General features: G+C 59.9%; 20 protein-coding genes. 10 read left to right on the forward strand and 10 right to left on the reverse strand.

The window, feature by feature from the left end; translation table 11 throughout:
• Window positions 1-38: 38 nt before the first annotated feature.
• The 6 genes from CD175_RS13450 (at window position 39) to CD175_RS13475 (ending at window position 9,731) form a co-directional block, all read left to right on the forward strand.
• Window positions 39-1,382: an imelysin family protein gene (locus CD175_RS13450; RefSeq protein ID WP_104449269.1), complete on the forward strand. Its 1,344-nt coding sequence runs from the start codon at window positions 39-41 to the stop codon at window positions 1,380-1,382.
• 292 nt (window positions 1,383-1,674) lie between these two features.
• Window positions 1,675-3,102 (forward strand): di-heme oxidoreductase family protein, encoded by a 1,428-nt coding sequence (locus CD175_RS13455; RefSeq protein ID WP_104449270.1) that lies wholly within the window; start codon window positions 1,675-1,677, stop codon window positions 3,100-3,102.
• Between the two features lie 25 nt (window positions 3,103-3,127).
• Window positions 3,128-4,192, forward strand: coding sequence for an imelysin family protein (locus CD175_RS13460; RefSeq protein WP_104449271.1), 1,065 nt, complete (start codon window positions 3,128-3,130; stop codon window positions 4,190-4,192).
• A 14-nt stretch (window positions 4,193-4,206) separates the two neighbouring features.
• The gene (locus tag CD175_RS13465) at window positions 4,207-5,307 is read left to right on the forward strand and encodes a DUF1513 domain-containing protein (RefSeq protein WP_104449272.1); all 1,101 of its coding nucleotides are present in this window, start codon (window positions 4,207-4,209) and stop codon (window positions 5,305-5,307) included.
• 235 nt (window positions 5,308-5,542) lie between these two features.
• Window positions 5,543-6,691 (forward strand): efflux RND transporter periplasmic adaptor subunit, encoded by a 1,149-nt coding sequence (locus CD175_RS13470; RefSeq protein WP_104449273.1) that lies wholly within the window; start codon window positions 5,543-5,545, stop codon window positions 6,689-6,691.
• A gap of 13 nt (window positions 6,692-6,704) precedes the next feature.
• Window positions 6,705-9,731, forward strand: a complete 3,027-nt coding sequence (locus tag CD175_RS13475; protein WP_104449274.1) for a multidrug efflux RND transporter permease subunit — start codon at window positions 6,705-6,707, stop codon at window positions 9,729-9,731.
• A gap of 192 nt (window positions 9,732-9,923) precedes the next feature.
• Here the strand turns inward: CD175_RS13475 and CD175_RS31725 are convergent, their stop codons facing one another.
• From CD175_RS31725 to colR, 5 genes are all read right to left on the reverse strand, one after another.
• Entirely contained in the window at window positions 9,924-10,151 is a 228-nt protein-coding gene (locus CD175_RS31725; protein WP_104449275.1) for a hypothetical protein, read from the reverse strand.
• A gap of 2 nt (window positions 10,152-10,153) precedes the next feature.
• Entirely contained in the window at window positions 10,154-10,867 is a 714-nt protein-coding gene (locus CD175_RS13485; RefSeq protein ID WP_104449276.1) for a lipopolysaccharide kinase InaA family protein, read from the reverse strand.
• Window positions 10,868-10,871: 4 nt separating this feature from the next.
• A complete protein-coding gene (locus CD175_RS13490; protein WP_104449443.1) occupies window positions 10,872-11,540 on the reverse strand; it encodes a class I SAM-dependent methyltransferase in 669 nt (222 codons plus the stop codon).
• A gap of 153 nt (window positions 11,541-11,693) precedes the next feature.
• The gene (locus CD175_RS13495) at window positions 11,694-12,968 is read right to left on the reverse strand and encodes a sensor histidine kinase (protein ID WP_104449277.1); all 1,275 of its coding nucleotides are present in this window, start codon (window positions 12,966-12,968) and stop codon (window positions 11,694-11,696) included.
• Window positions 12,958-13,641 (reverse strand): two-component system response regulator ColR, encoded by a 684-nt coding sequence (gene colR / locus CD175_RS13500; protein WP_007978572.1) that lies wholly within the window; start codon window positions 13,639-13,641, stop codon window positions 12,958-12,960. The genes CD175_RS13495 and colR overlap by 11 nt, the downstream gene beginning before the upstream one ends.
• A 202-nt stretch (window positions 13,642-13,843) precedes the next feature.
• Between colR and CD175_RS13505 the strand changes: the two genes are divergently transcribed.
• Both CD175_RS13505 and CD175_RS13510 read left to right on the forward strand, forming a co-directional pair.
• Window positions 13,844-15,793: an LTA synthase family protein gene (locus CD175_RS13505; RefSeq protein ID WP_104449278.1), complete on the forward strand. Its 1,950-nt coding sequence runs from the start codon at window positions 13,844-13,846 to the stop codon at window positions 15,791-15,793.
• Between the two features lie 54 nt (window positions 15,794-15,847).
• Window positions 15,848-16,591: a phosphatase PAP2 family protein gene (locus tag CD175_RS13510; RefSeq protein WP_104449279.1), complete on the forward strand. Its 744-nt coding sequence runs from the start codon at window positions 15,848-15,850 to the stop codon at window positions 16,589-16,591.
• Between the two features lie 190 nt (window positions 16,592-16,781).
• Here CD175_RS13510 and groL read toward each other — a convergent pair whose 3' ends face one another.
• The 4 genes from groL to CD175_RS13530 form a co-directional block, all read right to left on the reverse strand.
• On the reverse strand, window positions 16,782-18,428 hold the full coding sequence (groL, locus tag CD175_RS13515; RefSeq protein ID WP_104449280.1) for a chaperonin GroEL: 1,647 nt from the start codon (window positions 18,426-18,428) through the stop codon (window positions 16,782-16,784).
• Window positions 18,429-18,477: 49 nt separating this feature from the next.
• On the reverse strand, window positions 18,478-18,771 hold the full coding sequence (locus CD175_RS13520) for a co-chaperone GroES (RefSeq protein WP_007985847.1): 294 nt from the start codon (window positions 18,769-18,771) through the stop codon (window positions 18,478-18,480).
• 248 nt (window positions 18,772-19,019) lie between these two features.
• Complete coding sequence (locus tag CD175_RS13525; protein WP_104449281.1) at window positions 19,020-19,496, reverse strand: FxsA family protein; 477 nt, start codon at window positions 19,494-19,496, stop codon at window positions 19,020-19,022.
• A 66-nt stretch (window positions 19,497-19,562) separates the two neighbouring features.
• Window positions 19,563-20,294: a HugZ family pyridoxamine 5'-phosphate oxidase gene (locus CD175_RS13530; protein WP_104449282.1), complete on the reverse strand. Its 732-nt coding sequence runs from the start codon at window positions 20,292-20,294 to the stop codon at window positions 19,563-19,565.
• Window positions 20,295-20,460: 166 nt separating this feature from the next.
• On the opposite strand from CD175_RS13530, the gene CD175_RS13535 reads away from it, so the two are divergent.
• Window positions 20,461-21,219 (forward strand): SDR family oxidoreductase, encoded by a 759-nt coding sequence (locus CD175_RS13535; protein WP_104449283.1) that lies wholly within the window; start codon window positions 20,461-20,463, stop codon window positions 21,217-21,219.
• A gap of 95 nt (window positions 21,220-21,314) precedes the next feature.
• On the opposite strand, the gene apbC is transcribed toward CD175_RS13535, so the two are convergent.
• Window positions 21,315-22,409: an iron-sulfur cluster carrier protein ApbC gene (gene apbC / locus CD175_RS13540; protein WP_015096679.1), complete on the reverse strand. Its 1,095-nt coding sequence runs from the start codon at window positions 22,407-22,409 to the stop codon at window positions 21,315-21,317.
• A 221-nt stretch (window positions 22,410-22,630) separates the two neighbouring features.
• On the opposite strand from apbC, the gene metG reads away from it, so the two are divergent.
• Entirely contained in the window at window positions 22,631-24,682 is a 2,052-nt protein-coding gene (metG, locus tag CD175_RS13545) for a methionine--tRNA ligase (RefSeq protein ID WP_104449284.1), read from the forward strand.
• Window positions 24,683-24,895: the final 213 nt, after the last annotated feature.

Genomic DNA, 24,895 nt, shown 5'->3' on the forward strand with positions numbered 1-24,895 from the left:
AGCGCCACTCCACCCCCTATCGAAGCAGGATGTTCGCCATGATTCGTATGCCTCTGGCTACCGCCAGTCTGTTGGCCATCGCTATTTCCCTCGCCGGTTGCGGCGAAGGTGACAAAGAAAAAGCTGCCGCGCCTGCGCCAGCTGCCAGCACCGCGGCCGCCCCGGCTGCTGCACCTGCCGCTGCCGGTAAAGTCGACGAAGCCGCCGCCAAAGCCGTTGTCGCTCACTACGCCGACATCGTTTTCGCCGTTTACAGCGATGCCGAATCCACCGCGAAGACCCTGCAAACCGCCGTAGACGCCTTCCTCGCCAAGCCGAACGATGACACCCTGAAAGCCGCCAAGGCTGCCTGGGTTGCCGCTCGCGTGCCTTACCTGCAGAGCGAAGTGTTCCGCTTCGGCAACACCATCGTTGACGACTGGGAAGGTCAACTGAACTCCTGGCCGCTGGACGAAGGCCTGATCGACTACGTCGACAAGTCCTACGAGCACGCCCTGGGTAACCCGGGCGCCACCGCCAACATCATCGCCAACACTGAAGTGCAGATCGGCGAAGACAAGGTCGACGTCAAAGACATCACCCCGGAAAAACTCGCCAGCCTGAACGAGCTGGGCGGTTCCGAGGCCAACGTCGCGACCGGTTACCACGCCATCGAATTCCTGCTCTGGGGCCAGGACCTGAACGGCACCGGCCCTGGCGCCGGCAACCGTCCGGCTTCGGACTACCTGGAAGGCAAAGGAGCTACCGGCGGTCACAACGATCGTCGTCGTGCCTACCTGAAGTCCGTGACTCAGCTGCTGATCAGCGACCTGGAAGAAATGGTCGGTAACTGGAAGCCGAACGTGGCCGACAACTACCGCGCCACCCTGGAAGCGGAACCGGCTGAAACCGGCCTGCGCAAAATGCTGTTCGGCATGGGCAGCCTGTCCCTGGGCGAACTGGCGGGCGAGCGCATGAAGGTTTCCCTGGAAGCCAACTCCCCGGAAGACGAACAGGATTGCTTCAGCGACAACACCCACAACTCGCACTTCTACGATGCCAAGGGCATCCGTAACGTGTACCTGGGTGAATACACCCGTGTCGACGGTACCAAAATGACCGGCGCCAGCCTGTCGTCCCTGGTGGCCAAGGCCGACCCGGCTGCCGACACCGCGCTGAAAGACGACCTGGCCGCTACCGAAGCCAAGCTTCAAGTCATGGTCGACCACGCCAACAAGGGTGAGCACTACGACCAGTTGATCGCTGTCGGCAACACCGCAGGCAACCAGATCGTCCGTGACGCCATCGCGTCCCTGGTCAAGCAGACCGGTTCGATCGAAGCCGCCGCTGGCAAACTGGGCATCAACGACCTGAACCCGGACAACGCTGATCACGAATTCTGATCAACGCTGGCTGAATGAAAAAGGCGACCTTCGGGTCGCCTTTTTCATGCCTGCCTTTTGTGGTGATGCTGGTGGCCCCATCGCTGGCAAGCCAGCTCCTACAGTTCTGGTGGTTTGCAAAACCCGAGTACACAACCTATCCCTGTAGGAGCTGGCTTGCCAGCGATCGCAGCGCCTCGGTCTCAAGTGAAAAACCCTGCCCCACATCAAGCAAACGATAATTCCTCTTATTCAAATTCCCATCCCCTGTTAGACTTTGCGCCCTTGTTTTGCTCGTCTTGCAGGATCCCTGATGCCCCCGCTGCCTCTTCGCTTGTCCGCACTGTTTCTGGCCCTGGGCCTGAGTGCCTGCGATGACGCCCCGAAATTCACCCAGGCCGAACCCGGTGAAGCCCGCTCCGGTGGCAGTGCGACGGTGCGCAAGACCGATCAGAATTCGTTTTCCATGCCCTCGGCGAACCTGCCGCCGTCACGGCGTGTGGATTTCAGCGTCGGCAACAGCTTTTTCCGCAGCCCTTGGGTGATTGCCCCTTCGACGACGACCGCGCGCGATGGCCTCGGCCCGTTGTTCAACACCAATGCCTGCCAGGGCTGCCACATCAAGGACGGCCGCGGTCATCCACCGACTGCGGACGATGTGAACGCCGTGTCGATGCTCGTACGCCTGTCGATTCCCGACGCCCCGGCGTATGCCAAGGTCATCGAGCAGATCGGCGTGGTGCCGGAGCCCGTCTACGGCGGTCAGTTCCAGGACATGGCCGTACCCGGTGTAGCCCCCGAAGGCAAAGTGCGGGTCGATTACACCGCCGTGCCGGTTCGCTTCAAGGACGGCACCGAAGTCGAGCTGCGCAAACCCAGCCTGAACATCACTCAACTGGGCTACGGCCCGATGCACCCCGATACCCGTTTTTCGGCGCGTGTAGCGCCGCCGATGATTGGCCTGGGCCTGCTCGAGGCGATCCCTGACGAGGCGATCCTGGCCAACGCCGAGGCACAGGCCAAGGCGAACAACGGCATCAGCGGAAGACCGAACCGGGTCTGGGATGACGCCGAGCAAAAGACGGTTTTGGGAAGGTTTGGCTGGAAAGCCGGACAACCGAACCTCAATCAACAGAATGTTCACGCGTTTTCGGGCGATATGGGCCTCACGACCAGCCTGCGGCCCTTTGATGACTGCACGGACGCGCAAACGGCCTGCAAACAGGCACCCAGTGGCAACGGCCCCGATGGCGAGCCGGAAGTCAGCGATAACATCCTGCGCCTGGTGCTGTTCTACAGCCGTAACCTCGCCGTACCGGCCCGTCGTGACGTCAACGCACCTGAAGTGCTGGCCGGCAAAAACCTGTTCTATCAGGCCGGTTGCCAGTCCTGTCACACACCGAAATACACCACCGCCGCCAACGCCGCCGAACCTGAGCTGGCCAATCAAGTGATTCGGCCATACAGCGATCTGCTGCTGCATGACATGGGCGATGGCCTGGCCGACAACCGTAGCGAATTCCAGGCCAGTGGCCGCGAATGGCGCACCCCGCCGTTGTGGGGCATCGGCCTGACACAGGCGGTCAGCGGCCACACCCAGTTCCTGCACGACGGCCGCGCCCGCAACCTGCTCGAAGCCGTGCTCTGGCATGGCGGCGAGGCGACAGCGGCGCAGCAACAGGTTTTGTCTTTCAATGCCGAGCAGCGCGCCGCGCTGCTGGCGTTCCTGAATTCCCTTTAACACGCATTCCACGCGGGAGCCCGACATGTTCCGTCCCAAACTGTTGTTCACCAGCCTTGCCGCCCTCGCCCTGGGCGCCTGCTCGCCCCAGGATCCGCAAGCGGTCACGTCGGCGGCCATCGCCAAGTCGGTGATCCTGCCGACCTACACCCGCTGGGTTGAAGCCGACCGTCAATTGGCAGTCAGCGCCCTCGCCTATTGCGAAGGCAAGGAAACCCTGGAAACCGCCCGTGCCGACTTCCTGCACGCGCAAAAAGCCTGGGCCGAGCTGCAACCGCTGTTGATCGGGCCGTTGGCCGAAGGCAATCGTTCGTGGCAAGTGCAGTTCTGGCCGGACAAGAAAAACCTGGTCGGCCGTCAGGTCGAGCAACTGGTCAGCGCCCAGCCGCAGATCGATGTTGCAGCGCTGGCCAAGTCCAGTGTCGTGGTGCAGGGCCTCTCGGCCTACGAATACATTCTGTTCGACAGCAAGCCTGACGTGGCCAACGCTGAGCAGAAGAGCAAATACTGCCCACTGCTGATCGCCATCGGCGAACGCCAGAAACAGTTGGCCGAAGAGATTCTGCAAACCTGGAACAACACCGACGGCATGCTCGCGCAGATGAGCAAATTCCCGAACCAGCGTTACGCCGACTCCCACGAAGCGATCGCCGATCTGCTGCGGGTTCAAGTCACGGCCATCGACACCCTGAAGAAAAAACTCGGCACGCCGATGGGTCGCCAGAGCAAGGGCGTGCCGCAACCGTTCCAGGCCGATGCCTGGCGCAGCCACTCGTCCCTGACCAGCCTCGAAGCCAGCCTCGCGGCCGCCAAAACGGTCTGGGAAGGTGTGGATAACAAAGGCCTGCGCGGACTGTTGCCGAGCGAGCAGAAACCCTTGGCCGACAAGATCGATGCCGCCTATGCCGCCTCGCTGAAATTGTTTGCCGGTAACCAGCGTTCGCTGACCGACATGCTCAATGACGAGGCCGGCCGCCAGCAACTCAGCGAACTGTATGACAGCCTCAACGTTGTCCATCGCCTGCACGAGGCCGATCTGGCCAAGGCATTGGGCATCCAGCTGGGCTTCAACGCCAACGACGGTGACTGATGAGGGCCAGTTCCATGCTGCGACGCCAGGTTCTGACATTAGGGAGTTTGCTGCTGGGTGCGGTGACGCTGGGCGGCTGGACGCTGTTCAAGCAAAAGGGCAAGAGTCCGTTGTTGCTTTCGGCACGGGATGATACCGATGGCCAGCATTACGCCGTCGGTTATCGGCTCGATGGCACCCAGGTGTTCGCCACCCGGGTCGGCCAGCGTTGCCACGACATCATCAACCACCCGACACAGCCGATTGCACTGTTCGTCGCCCGCCGTCCGGGCACCGAGAGTTACCTGATCGACCTGCGCGACGGCGCGCTCCTGCAAACCGTGGTGTCGCAGCCCAACCGGCACTTCTACGGACACGCAGTCATTCACCACAGTGGCGACTGGCTGTACGCCACCGAAAATGACACCACCGACCCGGGCCGCGGCCTGCTCGGCGTGTATAAGTTCGAAGGCGAAAGGCTGGTGCACAGCGGTGAGATTTCCACCCACGGCCTGGGTCCGCACCAGGTGTCGTGGATGCCCGATGGCGAAACCCTGGTGGTGGCCAACGGCGGGATTCGCACCGAGGCCGAAAGCCGGGTGGAAATGAACCTCAACGCCATGGAACCGAGCCTGGTCCTGATGCAACGTGACGGCACCTTGCTGAGCAAGGAAACCCTCGCCCAGCAGATGAACAGCGTGCGCCATCTGGCCATCGCCAGCGACGGCACCATCGTCGCCAGCCAACAATTCATGGGCGCGGCCCACGAGTCGTCGGAGCTGTTGGCGATCAAGCGTCCCGGCCAGCCTTTCGTGGCGTTCCCGGTGCCCGAGCACCAGTTGCAGGCCATGGGGCACTACACCGCCAGCGTCGCAGTGCACAACGACTTGCGCCTGGTGGCATTGACTGCGCCGCGGGGCAACCGTTTCTTCATCTGGGACCTGGACAGCGGTGAAGTACGCCTGGATGCCCCCCTGCCCGACTGCGCCGGGGTCGGCGCCGTGGCCGATGGTTTTGTAGTGACCTCCGGCCAGGGGCGCTGCCGCTACTATGACTGCCGCCAGACAAACCTGGTCGCCAAACCGCTGGACCTGCCCGCAGGGCTCTGGGACAACCATCTGCATCTGATGGCATAAAACGCCAAAAAGATCGCAGCCTTCGGCAGCTCCTACAGGGCGTACAACATTCCCCTGTAGGAGCTGGCTTGCCAGCGATGGCAATCTCAATTCCGCCGCCCACTCAACGACTCCTTCGCCGGCAAGCCGGCTCCTACGGGTCGTAAGCCTTCCAATAAACGGCAGTTGGATTACCCTGTACACTCCCGGTAATGTGCACTGCTGTCTCACCTGATTTTCTCCAAGGAACTGGAATATGCTGCGTCGCCGCATGCTGATCATGTTGGGTGTGGTTCTACTGATTGTGCTGGTCCTGGCCGCGTACAAAGCCTTCTCGATCTACACGATGGTTCAAGGCTTCTCTGCGCCTAAACCGGCCATCAGCGTTGCCGTGGCTACCGCCACCGAGCGTCCGTGGCAAGCCCGTCTGCCTACGGTCGGCACACTGACGGCGCTGCAAGGTGTCGATCTGAGCCTGGAAATTGCAGGTACCGTCACCGACGTGCAGTTCGAGTCAGGGCAGAAGGTCAAGGCCGGCCAGCCGATCGTGCAACTCGACAGCGGCGTGGAAGCCGCCCTGCTGGAAACCGCGCAGGCCGACCTCGGGCTGGCCCAGGTGGATTACACCCGTGGCAGCCAGCTGGTGGGCAGCCAGGCCATTTCCAAAGGCGAATTCGACCGGCTCTCGGCCGTCCTGAAAAAGAGCAAAGCCACGGTTAATCAACTCAAGGCTTCACTTGAGAAAAAACGCATCGTCGCACCGTTCAGCGGCACCATCGGCATTCGTCAGGTGGACGTCGGCGACTACGTGGCCAGCGGCACCATGATCGCTACCCTGCAAGACCTCAGCAGCCTGTACGTCGACTTTTTCGTGCCGGAGCAATCGGTGCCGAAGATTGCCATTGGCCAGCCAGTACAGATCATCGTCTCGGCCTATCCGACCCAGACGTTCCCCGGCAACATCAGCGCAATCAACCCCAAAGTCGAAAACAGCACCCGTAACGTGCAAGTCCGCGCCACCCTGGCCAACCCCGATGGCAAGTTGCTGCCCGGCATGTTCGCCAACCTCCAGGTGCTCCTGCCCGACCCGCAACCGCGCATCGTGGTGCCGGAAAGCGCGATCACCTACACGCTCTACGGCAACTCGGTGTATGTGGCCGTGCAAAAGAAGGCCGAAGACGGCAGCCCGGTAAAGGACGACAAGGGCCAACCGGTGCTGATCGCCGAACGACGTTTTGTCGAGACCGGCGAACGCCGCGAAGGGCAAGTGATCATCACCAAAGGCGTGCAGAACGGCGAGAAAGTGGTGACCGCCGGCCAGCTCAAACTGGATAACGGCGCGCACATTGCCATCAGCGACGACAAGACCCTGGCCGGGCAGAACAGCCCGCCTCGCGCGGACTGATCAAGGAATCCCCATGGCTTTTACCGATCCGTTCATTCGCCGCCCGGTTCTCGCAACCGTGGTCAGCCTGTTGATCGTGCTGCTGGGCTTCCAGGCCTGGAGCAAGCTGCCGCTGCGTCAGTATCCACAAATGGAAAACGCCCTGATCACGGTGACCACCGCCTACCCCGGAGCCAACGCCGAGACCATCCAGGGCTACATTACCCAACCGATGCAGCAAAGCCTCGCCAGCGCCGAGGGTATCGACTACATGACCTCGGTCAGTCGCCAGAACTTTTCGGTGATCTCGATCTACGCGCGCGTCGGCTCCAACAGCGACCGCCTGTTTACCGAACTGCTGGCCAAGGCCAACGAGGTCAAGAACCAGCTGCCCCAGGACGCAGAAGACCCGGTGCTGAGCAAAGAATCTGCCGATGCGTCAGTGCTGATGTACATGAGCTTCTTCAGCAAGGAATTGAGCAACCCGCAGATTACCGATTACCTGTCGCGGGTGATCCAGCCCAAACTGGCGACCTTGCCCGGCATGGCCGAGGCCGAAATCCTCGGCAACCAGGTATTTGCCATGCGCCTGTGGCTGGATCCGGTGAAGCTCGCGGGTTTCGGCCTCAGCGCCAGCGATGTGACCAACGCGGTGCGCCAGTACAACTTCCTCTCGGCTGCCGGCGAGGTGAAAGGCGAATACGTGGTCACCAGCATCAACGCCAATACAGAACTCAAGTCCGCCGAGGCCTTCGGGGCGATTCCGCTCAAGGTCGATGGCGACAGCCGTGTACTGCTGCGGGATGTGGCGCGTGTGGAAATGGGTGCGGAAAACTACGACTCCATCAGCTCGTTCGGTGGCACCCCTTCGGTGTACATCGGCATCAAGGCGACGCCGGGCGCCAACCCGCTGGAAGTGATCAAGGAAGTGCGCAAGATCATGCCGGACCTTGAGGCCCAGCTACCGCCGAACCTCAAGGGTGAAATCGCCTACGACGCCACCCTGTTCATCCAGGCCTCGATCGACGAAGTGGTGAAAACCCTGTTCGAAGCGGTGCTGATCGTGATCGTGGTGGTGTTCCTGTTCCTTGGCGCCCTGCGCTCGGTAGTGATCCCGGTGGTGACCATCCCGCTGTCGATGATCGGCGTCATGTTCTTCATGCAGATGATGGGGTACTCCATCAACCTGCTCACCCTGCTGGCGATGGTGTTGGCCATCGGCCTGGTGGTGGATGACGCCATTGTGGTGGTGGAAAACATTCATCGCCACATCGAGGAAGGCAAGACACCGCTGGACGCCGCCATTGAAGGCGCCCGGGAAATCGCCATGCCAGTGATCTCGATGACCATCACCCTGGCGGCGGTGTATGCGCCGATCGGTTTCCTGACCGGCTTGACCGGGGCGCTGTTCAAGGAGTTCGCCCTGACCCTGGCCGGCGCGGTGGTGATTTCCGGTGTCATCGCCCTGACCCTGTCTCCGATGATGTGTGCATTCCTGCTGCGTCATGATGAAAATCCCAGTGGCCTGGCTCATCGCCTGGACATGATTTTCGAACGCCTCAAACGCCGCTACCAGAGCATGCTGCATGGCACCCTCAACACCCGGCCGGTGGTGCTGGTGTTTGCCGTGATCGTGTTGTGCCTGATTCCGGTGTTTCTCAAGTTCACCAAATCGGAGCTCGCACCGGATGAGGACCAGGGCATCATCTTCATGCTGGCCAACGCCCCGCAACCGACCAACCTCGATTATCTGAACACCTACACCGACGAGTTCATCTCGATCTTCAAGGCGTTTCCCGAGTACTACTCGTCGTTCCAGATCAACGGTTTCAACGGTGTGCAATCGGGCATAGGCGGTTTCCTGCTCAAGCCATGGAACGAGCGCGATCGTACCCAGATGGCAATCCTGCCCGAGGTTCAGAGCAAACTGGAAAGCATCCCCGGGTTGCAGATTTTCGGCTTCAACCTGCCTTCCTTGCCGGGCACCGGCGAAGGCTTGCCGTTCCAGTTCGTCATCAACTCTTCCAACGATTACGAACTGCTGCTGCAAGTGGTCGATCGGGTAAAAAAACGGGCGATGGAATCCGGCAAGTTTGCATTTGTCGACGTTGACCTGGCCTTCGACAAGCCGGAAGTAGTGGTGGATATTGACCGCGCCAAGGCCGCGCAGATGGGGGTTTCCATGCAGGACCTGGGGGGAACCCTGGCGACCCTGCTGGGCGAAGCCGAGATCAACCGTTTCACCATTGAAGGTCGCAGCTACAAGGTCATTGCCCAGGTCGAACGACCGTTCCGCGACAATCCGGACTGGCTGAACAATTACTACGTGAAAAACACCAAGGGCGAGCTGTTGGCATTGTCGACCCTGATCACCGTCACCGACCGTGCCCGACCGAGACAACTGAACCAGTTCCAGCAACTCAACTCGGCCATCCTGTCCGGCGTGCCGCTGGTGAGCATGGGGGAAGCCATCGACCTCGTGCGCCAGATCGCCCGGGAAGAGGCACCGGTCGGCTTTGGCTTCGACTACGCCGGCGCATCGAGGCAGTACGTACAGGAAGGCAGCGCCCTGTGGGTCACCTTTGCCCTGGCACTGGCAATCATTTTCCTGGTGCTGGCGGCCCAGTTCGAAAGTTTCCGCGACCCGCTGGTGATCCTGGTCACCGTGCCCCTGTCCATCTGCGGTGCATTGATTCCGTTGTTCCTGGGTTGGTCGAGCATGAACATCTACACCCAGGTCGGGCTGGTGACGTTGATCGGGCTGATCAGCAAGCACGGCATTCTGATTGTCGAGTTCGCCAACCAGCTACGCAAGGACAAGGGCCTGACGGCACGGGAAGCAGTGGAGGAAGCGGCGGCCATCCGGCTGCGTCCGGTGTTGATGACCACCGCAGCGATGGTGTTTGGCATGGTGCCATTGATCATCGCCACCGGTGCTGGCGCGGTCAGCCGGTTCGACATCGGCACAGTCATCGCGACCGGCATGTCGATCGGCACGTTGTTCACCCTGTTTGTGTTGCCTTGCATCTACACGATGCTGGCCAAACCCGATAAGCCATGAACCTTGTAGGAGCCGGCTTGCTGGCGATGGGCTCAAGTGCGCCGCGTTTATCCAGTTCATACGCGTTATCGTTAGCGACCATCGCCAGCAAGCTGGCTCCTACAAGGGGTCGTGTGCCCACGCTCAAACCAGTGGAAGCCCCAAAAAAAAGGCCTCGCAAGTGCGAGGCCTTTCATTTTGGCTTCAATCGTTTCAACTTTGCGGCCTCAATCCCTGAGAAAGTCCGAACATGAATAGCAACAAATCATGATCGGGTTGAGTGGCCACGGATGCCTTCGCAACCCGTGGCAACGGACAATGTTCTTCTGCGCTTACCGAGCTGAGAACCTGGGGGCGTGGTTGCTCCCAGGTTGCCATCGCGATCGATGCAACTGCCAAGGCTCCTACCAGAAACAAACCTCGTGCAATTTCGAGTTTCATCGCTATAAACCCTTGATAGCGCTGCCAAACGCCGTCTCATAAAAGTAGACGAGCTTTTTCCAGTCTGCATCGCTGAACGACGAGTGGCGACGCAATTGCTTCAAGTCATGGACAGCTGCGCGATTGGCGGTCAAACGCTGTCGACATTTTTCCAGATCGATCAGGGCCACTTCGACCTTGGCCGTCTCACCCTCACCGGTCACGCGAACGAATACGTGCTTGTCGTACAGGCAACCGTGCTGCCAGCGGCCCTTGTGCATGCGAGCCAGGTTTTCAGCCAGGTCCTTGAGCACTCGTTCGTTTATGGCTTCACCATGACGCTCGCGACCGCCACCGGCGTACCAGCGATCGATTTCCTCGAAGCCATCCAGCGACTTGGTGACCAGCAAGGCACGCCACTTGTGTACAGGATCGCGCTGTGCGCCACAGAAAACGATTTCCGGAACCCGTACGCCAAGCGCGGTCACACCGATGAGCGCAGCATGCTCGCGCATTACCGTAGGCCGCCCGAAAGGGTGCTGCAAGCTACGATGGATATGCCCGGTCTGGCGCTTGACGTAGAGCAGTTGACCATCACTGCCCATCAGGCGTTGAACGCCGCTTTCCCCGCCGCGACGGACGTTGGGTTCTTCTACCCATTCACCGCGCTGATTCCAGAAGTAATCGAAGCGGTCCTGGGAAACGACTTCCGTTTCTGCTGCATACTGCACTGCCATCCTGTTACCTCTTGCGTAATACGTAAACTCGCCACATGGCATAGAGCGGCAAAAAGTCCAGTTGTTCCTGGATGCGGAAACCCGCCTGCTCAAATTCCTTTTCTACGGTAGCGGCCGGTAACACAAACCGGTTTTGGTAACCTTCCTGCCCACGGGTTTTCTCCGAACGTTTGCGTTTCCAGGCCTTGAAGTTGCCATCGACCCACAGCGAAAGGATCACGCTGTCGCGGGAAACCCGCTCGAATTCACGCAAAATAGCCATGCGATGCTCGGCTTCACCGATGTGGTGGAGCAAGCGCATGCAAAAAATGCTGTCGACAGCGTTGCCCGGCAAGGCGATGTCGAATGCAGACGTGTGCAAGGGTTGTACCCGTTTCACCACGTCGGCAGGTTGCGCCTGGGTTGCGATCTTCAGCATGGACACCGAATTATCGGCACCGATGATCACGCGGTTGGATTTTTCCGCCAACAAAGGCCAGAAACGCCCTGCACCACAAGGCAAATCGAGGACCAGACCAGGCTCGCCAACCAGGGCCAGCGCCTTGCGCGCCAGTTGTTCGTCACGCCAATGGGACAATCGACGGCCGAGCCCCTCCTGATGTTTGCGCAAATAGCGTTGGGCGTGTTGGTCGTCGTATTTTTCCGAAAAATCGAGCTTGATCGGGCCGTCCATCATCAGGTCTCCTGAACTTCTGATAGCACCTACCTTAGATTTTGTGGTGTCGGCGACTGGTCATCCATTTGTGAAAATATCGTTAGGTGAACCCGGAAGTATTACAGGGTTTTACGAAATTGACAGGGTTTGCCGGGCGCCTGACTCAACGGATCAAGTTCGGACCAACTCCACCTGAAAACGGCAGCCACTGGGCTCCATCGTAGTCAGGCTGACGCTCCAGCCCTGGTTTTCACAGATCCGCTGCACCAGTGAAAGCCCCAGACCCAAGCCCTCTCCGCGTTTTTCAGTGCCCCGTACGAAGGGTTCGAACATCGCCTCGCGTTTTTCCTCGGGAATGCCCACACCGCTGTCTTCGACCAGAAATCCCGTGCCCGTCAGTGTCAGGCGAATGAAGCCCCGTTCGGTGTAGTGCAAGGCGTTACGCAGCAAGTTCCCCATTACCGCATGCAGGAAGGTCGCGTTGTAGCCCTTGGCCTCGGGGTCACCCGGTTCGAAGATCAGTTCCAACCCTTTGCTTTCGATAGGTTCGCGCCACAGACCGACCAGTTCCTCGGCCACCTGGCCCAAGGACTGCTGCGGCGACATGCTGGCGTCTTCGCGCTGGGCACGGGCCAGCATCAGGAAGGTTTGCACCAGCTCACGCATTTCTTCACAGGCCCGGGCAATACGCTCGACCTGGGCGCGACCGCGCTGATCGAGACCTGGGTTTTCCAGCAACAGTTCGCAGGAACTGGCCAGGATCATCAGGGGTGTACGCAATTCGTGGCTGACGTCGCTGGTGAACAAACGCTCGCGGGTCAGGGCCTGCCGCAAGCGCCCGAGGGTGGCGTCGAAGGCCACGGCGAGCTCGCCCACTTCGTCGGCGGCATAATCCGGAGCCAAGGGGGGAGCCAAACCCAGCAGTTGATCGCGATGGCGTACCTGGCGGGCCAGCCGCACCACCGGCGCCATGACCTTGCGCGCCAGCACCCAGCCGAGAAATACCGCCAGTGCCAGGCTCAGCACGAAACCCACCAGCACCACGGCAAACAGCACCCGTTCACGCTCTTCAAAGTCGCTCTGGTCCTGCAACAGCACGTAACGTCGGCCGTCGACGATTTCGACCATGGCATGGTACGACAGGTTTTCACGGAACACTTCGTGGAAACCCGGCTCCAGATGCCGCAAATCCTTGGGCAACCTGAAATCACCTGGCCCGCTGCTGAAGTAGAACAATTGGTCCGGTTCGGGGCGATGGCTCCAGTCCGTGACATTGTCCATCAGCAACAGGCGCTGCAAATCGCCGCCCAGACCGGCGGAAATCAGCTTTTCCTCCACCAGGTGCACGGTCGCCACGATGCCCATGGCAAAGGCGCCCGCCACCAGTGCGCTCATCAGCGCAAAGGCAATGATGATGCGTTGAGCAAGGCTCTGCTTAAACTCCATCACGGCCCTCGGCCAGGCGATACCCCACACCGTGCACGGTTTGCAGCAATGGCTTGGCGAACGGCTTGTCGATCACCTGGCGCAGTTGGTGGACATGGCTGCGCAGGCTGTCGCTGTCCGGGCAGTCATCGCCCCAGAGCGCTTCTTCAAGAATTTCACGGCGCAGCACATGAGGGCTTTTCTGCATCAACACGGCCAGCAACTTCAGGCCGACCGGGTTGAGTTTCAGTAATCGGCCTTCGCGGGTGACTTCCAGGGTGTCGAGGTCATAGTTCAGGTCGCCGACCTGCAAGGTCCGCCGCCCGCCGCCCTGGGTCCGGCGCATGACGGCTTCGATACGCGCTGCCAGTTCCGACAGGGCGAACGGTTTGATCAGGTAGTCATCGGCGCCGGACTTGAAGCCCTGCAGACGGTCATCCAATTGATCGCGAGCCGTGAGCATGATCACCGGCGTTTCGCGGCGGGCATCTTCGCGCAGGCGCTTGCACAAGGTGTAGCCATCGATGCCGGGCAGCATGATATCGAGCACGATCAAGTCGTAATGCTCGGTGGCCGCCAGATGCAGGCCCGACAGACCATCCTGCGCGCAATCCACGGTATAGCCTTTGAGCCCCAGGTAATCGGCCAGGTTGGCCAGGATATCGCGGTTGTCTTCAACCAATAGAATTCGCATGGGTATCTCTCCGTCCACAGTAACGGCCGTCGTGGCCCGCGCAGCTTAAGGCCAAGTGTGGCTCACGGCTAGGGGAAGGCTGTGGGTGAATCAATTTGCTCAACCAGAATGTATGATTGACAAGTTTTTCACTATCGATTCACACGCTGACAACAGCGGCCGGTGAAGACTGTCACGCGATTGATAATAAGGAATAAAGAAAATGGACTATTTGAAGACAGCCCCCATGCGCTTTTTGTTACTGGTCAGCGGCACCTGGCTGGCGATATTTTTTCTGACTCGAACAGTCCTGCTCCTCACTTATCTGGATGAGGCCGGCAGCGGATTTCTGTCGGTGTTCGGTATCGGGCTGCTCTACGACCTTGGTTTCATTGCCTACGCGGCACTGCCCATGGGGCTCTATCTATTGCTGTGCCCGCCGGCCCTTTGGCGCACCCGTGGCCATCGCTGGTTTCTTCAAGGCCTGCTGACCGTCAGCCTGTTCGCGATGCTGTTCACCGCGGTGGCCGAGTGGCTGTTCTGGGATGAATTCGGCGTTCGCTTCAACTTCATCGCCGTCGACTACCTGGTGTATTCCGACGAAGTACTGAACAACCTCCTGGAGTCGTACCCGATCGGCACGCTGCTGAGCATCCTCGCCGTGCTGGCCGTGGTCCTGAGTCTTGTACTGCGTAAAGCTTTCAACGCTGCACTCGATGCGCCGTTACCGCCGCTACGTGGCCGCCTGCTGAATGCTCTCGGTTTGTTGATCATCGCCGGCCTGAGCCTGCAACTGCTCAGCCAGGACGCCCCGCGCGCCCAAGGCGGCAACGCCTATCAGAACGAACTGGCGAGCAACGGTCCCTACCAATTCTTCGCCGCGTTCCGTAACAACGAACTGGACTACCCACAGTTCTACAGCACGCTGCCGGCGGAAGTGGTTGCCCAGCAGATTCGCGCCGAACTGGCAGAACCCGATGCCCGCTTCGTGGGTCAGGACCCGCAGGACATCCGTCGGCAAATCGATAACCCTGGCACACCGCGCAAGCCCAATATCGTGCTGGTCACCATTGAAAGCTTCAGTGCCAAATACATGGGCAGCAACGGCGACACCCGCAATCTGACGCCCTACCTTGATGCCTTGCGCCAGCAGAGCCTGTATTTCAATAACTTCTACGCCACCGGCACCCGCACCGATCGCGGCCTGGAAGCCATTACCCTGGCGATTCCGCCAACGCCCGGTCGCTCGATCGTCAAGCGCGTGGGTCGTGAAAGCGGTTTTGCCAGCCTGGGCCAGCAACTCAATGCCGTAGGTTATGACAGCGTGTTTGTCTATGGTGGCCGCGGTTATTTCGACAACATGAATGCGTTCTTCAGTGGCAATGGTTATCGCGTCGTGGACCAGAGCAGCGTCGAGGAGTCGGAGATTCACTTCAAGAATGCCTGGGGTATGGCAGACGAAGATCTCTACAATCAGACACTGAAACTGGCCGATGCCGACTATGCCAAACAGCAGCCATTCCTGCTTCAGCTGATGACGACGTCCAACCATCGCCCTTACACCTATCCCGACAACCGGATCGACATCAAGTCCGGCAACGGCCGTGACGGCGCGGTGAAATACACCGACTACGCCATCGGCCAGTTTCTCGAACAGGCGCGTCAGAAACCCTGGTTTGACAACACAATCTTCGTCTTTGTCGCGGACCACACCGCAGGCAGCGCCGGCAAGGAAGACTTGCCCATCGCCAACTATCAGATTCCGCTGTTCATCTATGCACCCAAGTTGATCGAGGCTCGGGAAACTGCACAATTGGCCAGCCAGATCGATCTGGCGCCGACCTTGCTCGGCCTGCTCAATCTGGATTATGAATCGACATTCTTTGGACGTAACCTGTTGCAGGATAACCCGCTGCCGCCACGGGTGGTGGTCGGTAACTACCAGCACCTGGGGTTGTTCGACGGCAAGGACCTGGCGATTTTGAGCCCTCGCCAGGGATTGCGTCGTCACGATGACGCGCTGACCGAAAGCCGCGAGTCCCGGTCGACCGCCAATGACCCGTTGATCACCCGCGCCATCACTTATTACCAAACCGCCAGTTATGGCTTCAAGCAACAGCTGCTTGGCTGGAAGGCGCCCAAGGAGGGTGCCGGTCAAGTCGGCGAACGTTAACCGAATCGCCCCGGGCTGATGCCCCGGGGCTTTTTCCTTTGTTCAGGATCCACCATGTCATCAACCGCTGTCCGCCCTGCCCCGCGCCCGCTCAACTTCTGGGTGTGCCTGGGGGTTCCCGCCGTTGCGGCGATCATTCTGGTGTTGCTCGAACTGACCTCACTGGACATGGACCTTGCCAAGCTGTTCTACGACCCGGTCGCGGGTGACTTCATCGGACGGCACAGTTACTTCCTGGAAAACATCCTGCACGATCGCGCCAAGCAAGTCGTCATCGCCTTCTCGGTGTTTGCCGTCCTCGGCTTCATCGCCTCGTTTTTCATGGTCAGGCTCAAACCGTTCAAGCGGGAACTGGGTTGCCTGGTGTTGTCCCTGGGCCTGGCGACCTCCTTTGTCACGCCGATGAAAGCGGTGACCGCGGTGCAATGCCCTTGGAGCCTTGAGCAATTCGGCGGTCATGAGACCTACAGCGAACTGTTGAGCCCTCGCCCGCATACCGATAAACCGGGACGTTGCTGGCCCGGCGGCCATGCGGCCACCGGCTTCACCCTGTTTGCCCTGTTTTTCGTACTGCGTGACCGTCGTCCGCGCATGGCTCGTGCGGCATTTGTCTTTGCATTTGCCCTGGGTTCGGTGTTTTCCATCGGGCGGATGCTGCAGGGGGCGCACTTTTTCTCACATAACGTGTGGACGGCGGTGTTCTGCTGGCTGATTTGCCTGGGGTCGTATTACTGGATTCTGTATCGGCCGGCCTTGAGGGCTGAACGCGAGGCCAGCGCAGAACCTGTAGCCGTCTGAAACACAGATCAAAAGTGGGAGCGAGCCTGCTCGCGAAGCAGTTCAACATTCAACGATGATGTTGACTGATACATTGCTTTCGCGAGCAGGCTCGCTCCCACAATGAACGGATACGGGCTTCAAAGTCCGGGCAATAAAAAACCCCGCCTGCTTTCGCAGGCGGGGTTTTTTCGTACAGGGGTAAGCTGGCTTACATCATGCCGCCCATGCCGCCCATACCGCCCATGTCTGGCATACCGCCGCCAGCACCGCCGTCTTTCTTCGGTGCATCAGCAACAGCAGCTTCGGTGGTCAGGATCAGACCGCCGATCGAGGCTGCAGCTTGCAGAGCCGAACGGGTAACCTTGGTTGGGTCCAGGATGCCCATTTCGATCATGTCGCCGTATTCGCCAGTCGCAGCGTTGTAGCCGAAGCTGCCTTCGCCGTTCTTGACCTTGTCGACGACTACGCTTGGCTCGTCGCCGGAGTTGGCAACGATCTGGCGCAGTGGTGCTTCAACAGCGCGACGCAGAACAGCGATACCCACGTCCTGATCGGCGTTGTCGCCTTTCAGTTCGGTCAGTGCTTCCAGAGCACGGATCAGGGCCACGCCACCGCCAGGTACCACGCCTTCTTCAACGGCTGCACGGGTAGCGTGCAGGGCGTCTTCAACGCGGGCTTTCTTCTCTTTCATTTCAACTTCGGAACCAGCGCCAACCTTGATCACTGCAACGCCGCCGGACAGCTTGGCCAGGCGCTCTTGCAGTTTTTCACGGTCGTAGTCCGAGGAGGTCTCGGCAACCTGGGCACGGATCTGGGTGATGCGTGCTTCGATGTCGCCGTGTACGCCAGCACCGTCAACGATGATGGTGTTTTCCTTGGACAGGGTCACGCGCTTGGCGCTGCCCAGGTTATCCAGGGTTGCGCTTTCCAGGCTCAGGCCGATCTCTTCGGAGATCACGGTACCGCCGGTCAGAACGGCGATGTCCTGCAGCATGGCCTTGCGACGGTCGCCGAAGCCTGGAGCCTTGACGGCTGCGACTTTGACGATGCCACGCATGTTGTTCACAACCAGAGTCGCCAGGGCTTCGCCTTCAACGTCTTCGGCCACGATCAGCAGTGGACGGCCGGCTTTGGCAACGGCTTCCAGCACTGGCAGCATTTCGCGGATGTTCGAGATCTTCTTGTCGACCAGCAGGATCAGCGGGCCGTCCAGCTCAGCGACCATGGTCTCTGGCTTGTTGACGAAGTACGGGGACAGGTAGCCACGGTCGAACTGCATGCCTTCAACAACCGACAGTTCGTTTTCCAGGCCCGAGCCTTCTTCAACGGTGATCACGCCTTCTTTACCGACTTTTTCCATGGCTTCGGCAATGATGTCGCCGATGGAGTTGTCGGAGTTGGCGGAGATGGTACCTACCTGAGCGATAGCCTTGGTGTCAGCGCATGGCTTGGACAGGGCTTTCAGCTCTTTGACGATCGCGATGGTCGCTTTGTCGATACCGCGCTTGAGGTCCATCGGGTTCATGCCGGCAGCGACGGCTTTCAGGCCTTCGTTGACGATCGATTGAGCCAGAACGGTAGCGGTGGTGGTGCCGTCGCCTGCGTCATCGTTGGCACGGGAGGCAACGTCTTTGACCAGCTGCGCGCCCATGTTTTCGAAACGGTCTTCCAGTTCGATTTCTTTGGCTACGGAAACGCCGTCCTTGGTGATGGTCGGAGCGCCGAAGCTCTTCTCGATGATCACGTTACGGCCTTTCGGGCCCAGGGTCGCTTTTACTGCGTCAGCCAGGACGTTGACACCGGTGAGCATTTTCTTGCGGGCGGAATCGCCGAATTTAACTTCTTTAGCAGCCATGATCGATATTCCTTAAATACTTTGAAGTAGCGGGAAAATGAGCGGGTAATCAGCCTTCGATAACAGCGAGGATTTCGTTCTCGCTCATTACCAGCAGGTCTTCGCCGTCGACTTTCACAGTGTTGCTGCCGGAGTAAGGACCGAACACAACCTTGTCGCCCACTTTCACGGACAGTGCACGCACTTCACCGTTTTCCAGTACGCGGCCGGTGCCGACAGCGAGGATTTCGCCGCTGTTGGCTTTTTCAGCAGCCGAACCTGGCAGGACGATACCGCCAGCGGTTTTCTTTTCTTCTTCGCTGCGACGGATGACGACGCGGTCATGCAGAGGACGAAGCTTCATTGTCGATCTCTCCTAATTGTGGTTTTCATCGGCCGGTGTAGTCCCGGCGGGTTTAACAAAGGCCGGCGGTGCCGGTTGCGGTTCGTCAAGCGAACCGCGGAAGTCTGTCTGGCGTGTTCGCCAGAAACCTTGCGGTGACCGTTACATAAGGGCGCATAAGCTTATTACAAGGGCGGGTAGCGAAAATTTTTCAGCTCGATGCCCCGCAAACGAACACGGCACCCGAAGGTGCCGTGTCGATGGGCGTATTACTTGGTATCGCGGTGTTCGAACTCGCCTTCGATCACGTTGGGCTCGCGGCCCAGCGGTTCGCGAGGTGCCGGGCCGCCACGGGCCTGGAGGTCGTCGGCGAACGCTCGCTGACGCATGGCCTGCTCTTCGGCGCGCTGGCGCATCTTGCCCGCCAGCAGACGGCGACTGAACGGCAGCAGCATGAACAGGCCGATCACATCGCTGATGAAACCCGGAAGAATCAGCAGGCCACCGGCCAATGCCAGCATCAGGCCTTCGAGCATGGTCTGGGCCGGCAACTCGCCGCGGTTCATGCTTTCACGGGCACGCAGGGCCGTGGCCAGGCCGGCGATGCGCAGCACGAACACACCGAACATCGAGCCGAGAATGATCAGCAGCAGGGCCGGGAAAAACCCGATAGACCCTGCCACCTTGACGAATACGAACAGCTCCAACACCGGGAACAGCAGAAAGAGCAACAAAAAAGGGCGCATCAAATGGTTCCTCAACGCAAGAATGCCTTGCCAGTCCACCTTAGATGACGTCGCCGTTTCGTGAATTCAAGCGTCGGCCACTTCATTTTTCGGCCAATGTTCGGCGTGAGCCAGAGAAACCAAGGCTTCGCGGACTTGTGTCGGCGTATTACAAGGCGCTTGAAACGGCAACCAGTACAGGCTTTGGCCGATACGCAGGTGCATGCCTTCGGTATCGATACCGGCCATTTGCGCCGGCACATTGTTCGGCAGCCCGGCCAGCTCGACGTAATGGGCAATGGCCTTGGCGTGATCCGCGTTCATGTGCTCGACCATGCTCACTTCGGCCTTGCCGGCGAACGGGTTGGCCAGGGTCAGGTCGTTGACCCAATGAATCGCGCCAAAACCGCCGATGTAACGGTGGCGCACCGGCTTGAGCACCCAGAAGTCGAAATCGTGGGCCTGGTGATAACCCTGCGACTCCGGGAAGTAGCGGTAGTAACGCTCGGAAGCGGCTTCGATGGCGGCTTCGTCTTCGAGTTGCTGCGCTTCAGCCAGGTAGGTCAGGCGACCAACGGCTTGCACATCCTCGGCTCCACGTTCGCCCACGAACAGCGAGCATTTCGGATCTTTCTGCAGATTATGCGTGTGCTGCGCGATGCGGCTGATCAGGATCAGCGGCCGGCCCTGCTCGTCCAGGCAGTACGGCACGACGGAGCCGAACGGAAAACCGGGCATTGACTTGGAGTGCGTCGAGAGCACGCCACGGTATTCCTTGAGGAGCAATTCTCGTGCATGCTTAGCCGCTTCAACGCTCAATTTATGACTCCTTAAATAGAATCCGTCATAAAAACGGACAAGCTGCTGGTGAAAGTCCCAGCACGCCATCGGGGGCAGTTCTCATGTGCAGCCGGGCCACGTCAGGCGCAGATCGAGAGGCTCTCTACAAGGAAACCACTCAGACCTGCTACCGGGGGACATGCGAATGCAACTCACTGACAAAGTAATCATTATCACTGGCGGTTGCCAGGGTTTAGGTCGTTCCATGGCCGAGTATTTCGCCGACAAGGGCGCGAAACTGGCCCTGGTCGACCTCAATCAGGAAAAACTCGACGCCGCCGTCGCGGCTTGCAAGGCCAAGGGTGTCGAAGCCCGCGCTTACCTGTGCAACGTCGCCAATGAAGAGCAAGTGACCCACATGGTCGCCCAGGTCGCCGAAGATTTCGGCGCGATCCACGGCCTGATCAACAATGCCGGGATCCTGCGTGACGGCCTGCTGCTCAAGGTCAAGGATGGCGAAATGACCAAGATGAGCCTGGCCCAGTGGCAGGCGGTCATCGACGTCAACCTGACCGGCGTGTTCCTGTGCACCCGTGAAGTCGCGGCGAAAATGGTCGAGCTGAACAACAGCGGCGCGATCATCAATATCTCGTCGATTTCCCGTGCCGGCAACGTCGGCCAGACCAACTACTCGGCGGCCAAGGCCGGTGTCGCTGCGGCGACAGTGACCTGGGCCAAGGAACTGGCGCGCTACGGCATTCGCGTGGCCGGCATTGCACCGGGCTTCATCGAAACCGAGATGACCCTGGGCATGAAGCCTGAAGCGCTGGAGAAGATGACCGCCGGCATTCCGCTCAAGCGCATGGGCAAGCCGGAAGAGATCGCCCATTCGGCGGCGTACATCTTTGAGAACGACTATTACACCGGTCGGATTCTGGAGATGGATGGCGGGTTGCGGATCTAAGGCAAGATCAAAAGATCGCAGCCTGCGGCAGCTCCTACAGGGTGAACATCAATCCCGTGTAGGAGCTGCCGCAGGCTGCGATCTTTTAACAGGGATCAATCGTCGCTGATGCTGATATTCGGCATCGCCGGCGTCAAAGCTTCCTGCAATACGATCCGCGCACCGACATGACGCGCCAGCTCCTGGTAAACCATGGCGATCTGACTGTCAGGCTCGGCGATCACCGTCGGCTTGCCGCCATCGGCCTGTTCGCGGATGACCATCGACAGCGGCAACGAGGCCAGCAGCTCGACGCCATACTGGTTGGCCAGCTTCACGCCACCGCCCTCACCGAACAGATGCTCGGCATGTCCGCAATTGGAGCAGATGTGCACGGCCATGTTCTCCACCACGCCCAGCACCGGAATGTTGACCTTGCGGAACATCTCCACACCCTTGCGCGCGTCCAGCAAGGCCAGGTCCTGCGGAGTGGTCACGATGACTGCACCAGCCACCGGCACTTTCTGCGCCAGGGTCAGCTGGATGTCACCGGTACCCGGCGGCATGTCGATGACCAGGTAATCCAGGTCGCCCCACGCAGTTTGGGTCACCAGTTGCAGCAAGGCGCCGGAGACCATCGGACCGCGCCAGACCATCGGTGTGTTGTCATCGGTGAGGAAGGCCATGGACATCACTTCGACGCCATGGGACTTGAGCGGAACGAACCACTTCTGATCCTTGACCTCAGGTCGGGTGCGCTCCGGGATACCAAACATGATGCCCTGGCTCGGACCGTAGATGTCCGCATCGAGAATCCCGACCTTGGCGCCTTCGCGGGCCAGGGCCAGGGCCAGGTTGGCCGCGGTGGTGGATTTGCCCACGCCACCCTTGCCGGACGCCACGGCCACGACGTTCTTGACGTTGGCCAGCCCCGGGATCTGCGCCTGGGCCTTGTGCGCGGCAATCACGCTGGTGATATCAACTTTGGCACTCGAAACGCCATCCAGACCTTGAATGGCCATTTCCAGCATCTGCGCCCAGCCACTCTTGAACAGGCCGGCGGCGTACCCCAATTCGAGCTGGACGCTGACGCGGTCGCCCTGGATGTCGATGTTGCGCACGCACCCGGCGCTGACCGGGTCCTGGTTCAGGTAAGGGTCGGTGTATTGGCGAAGGACGGCTTCCACCGCTGCGCGATTGACGGCGCTCATGGGCAACTCCGAAAACAGGACTGGAAAAGATGATGGGTATCGTACCTCAAAAGATCGCAGCCTTCGGCAGCTCCTGCAGATGTACGCCGATTCCCTGTAGGAGCTGCTGAAGGCTGCGATCTTTTTTAGCTGCTCATCCAATGAAACAGGCTCACAGGATGAAAAATATGCGCTGGCGCTTTATAGTGGCCGACCTCCGTTTCATCAAGTAGCCGAGCCCCATGTCCGAGCCACGCAAGATCCTCGTCACCAGCGCCCTGCCCTATGCCAATGGTTCGATCCATCTTGGCCACATGCTGGAATACATCCAGACCGATATGTGGGTGCGCTTCCAGAAGCACCGCGGCAATCAATGCATCTATGTCTGCGCCGACGACGCCCACGGTTCGGCGATCATGCTGCGCGCGGAAAAGGAAGGCATCACCCCGGAACAACTGATCGCCAACGTCCAGGCTGAACACAGCGCCGACTTTGCCGACTTCCTGGTCGACTTCGACAATTTCCACTCCACTCACGCCGAAGAAAACCGTGAGCTGTCGAGCCAGATCTACCTGAAACTGCGTGACGCCGGGCACATCGCCACGCGCTCGATCACCCAGTATTTCGACCCGGAAAAGAAAATGTTCCTGGCCGACCGCTTCATCAAGGGCACCTGCCCGAAATGCGGCACCGAAGACCAGTACGGCGACAACTGCGAAAAATGCGGCGCGACCTACGCGCCGACCGACCTGAAGGATCCGAAATCGGCGATCTCCGGCGCCACCCCGGTGCTGAAGGATTCCCAGCACTTCTTCTTCAAGCTGCCGGACTTCCAGGCAATGCTGCAAACCTGGACCCGCAGCGGCACGCTGCAGGATGCCGTGGCCAACAAGATCGCCGAATGGCTGGATGCCGGCCTGCAACAGTGGGACATCTCCCGCGATGCGCCGTACTTCGGTTTCGAGATCCCCGACGAACCGGGCAAGTACTTCTACGTGTGGCTGGATGCACCGATCGGCTACATGGCCAGCTTCAAGAACCTGTGCAACCGCACGCCGGAACTGAACTTCGACGCGTTCTGGGGCAAGGACTCCACCGCCGAGCTGTACCACTTCATCGGCAAGGACATCGTCAACTTCCACGCCCTGTTCTGGCCAGCCATGCTCGAAGGCGCCGGCTACCGCAAGCCGACCGGGATCAACGTGCACGGCTACCTGACCGTCAACGGCCAGAAGATGTCCAAGTCCCGCGGCACGTTCATAAAGGCCCGCACCTACCTGGATCACCTGTCGCCGGAATACCTGCGCTATTACTACGCGTCCAAGCTCGGCCGTGGCGTCGACGACCTCGACCTGAACCTCGAGGACTTCGTGCAGAAGGTCAACTCCGACCTGGTGGGCAAGGTCGTCAACATCGCCAGCCGTTGCGCCGGGTTCATTCACAAAGGCAATGCCGGCGTGATGGTCGACACCAACGCCGCGCCTGAGTTGACCGAAGCATTCCTGGCCGCCGCGCCTGGCATTGCCGACGCCTACGAAGCCCGCGACTTCGCCCGCGCCATGCGCGAGATCATGGGCCTGGCCGACCGCGCCAACGCGTGGATCGCCGACAAGGCTCCGTGGTCGCTGAACAAGCAGGAAGGCAAGCAGGATGAAGTCCAGGCCATCTGCGCCACCGGCGTCAACCTGTTCCGCCAGTTGGTGATCTTCCTCAAGCCTGTGCTGCCGCTGCTGGCCGCCGACGCCGAGGCGTTCCTCAACGTCGCGCCGCTGACCTGGAACGACCACGCGACCTTGCTCGCCAACCATCAGTTGAACGAGTTCAAGCCGCTGATGACCCGCATCGACCCGGTCAAGGTACAAGCCATGACCGACGCCTCGAAAGAAGACCTGACCGCCAGCCAGACCGACACCGGTGAAGCCGCACCTGCCGGCAATGGCGAACTGGCCAAGGATCCTCTGTCGCCGGAAATCGAGTTCGACACCTTCGCGGCGGTCGATTTGCGCGTCGCGCTGATCGTCAAGGCCGAACACGTGGAAGGCGCCGACAAGCTGCTGCGCCTGACCCTGGACATCGGTGACGAGCAACGCAACGTGTTCTCCGGGATCAAGAGCGCTTACCCGGACCCGTCCAAGCTCGATGGCCGCCTGACCATGATGATCGCCAACCTCAAGCCACGGAAAATGAAGTTCGGCATCTCCGAAGGCATGGTGATGGCTGCCGGTCCTGGCGGTGAAGAAATCTACCTGCTCAGCCCAGACAGCGGCGCCAAGCCGGGTCAGCGCATCAAGTAAGATCTGCGGCAAATCGATCCCACAGTCGTGCCTGGCGCGACTGTGGGATTTTCATGTCTGGCCCCCCCTCCCGCCTTGCCGGATAATGCCTACTCTTTTTAGAGCGTCTCCTGTAGGAGCGAGCTCGCTCGCGATGGTCGTTAACGATTACGCGTGTCCATAGATTGAACGCAGCGCTCTTGAGTCCATCGCGAGCAAGCTCGCTCCTACAAA

It is taken from the genome of Pseudomonas laurylsulfatiphila (assembly GCF_002934665.1).
GTDB lineage: Bacteria > Pseudomonadota > Gammaproteobacteria > Pseudomonadales > Pseudomonadaceae > Aquipseudomonas > Aquipseudomonas laurylsulfatiphila.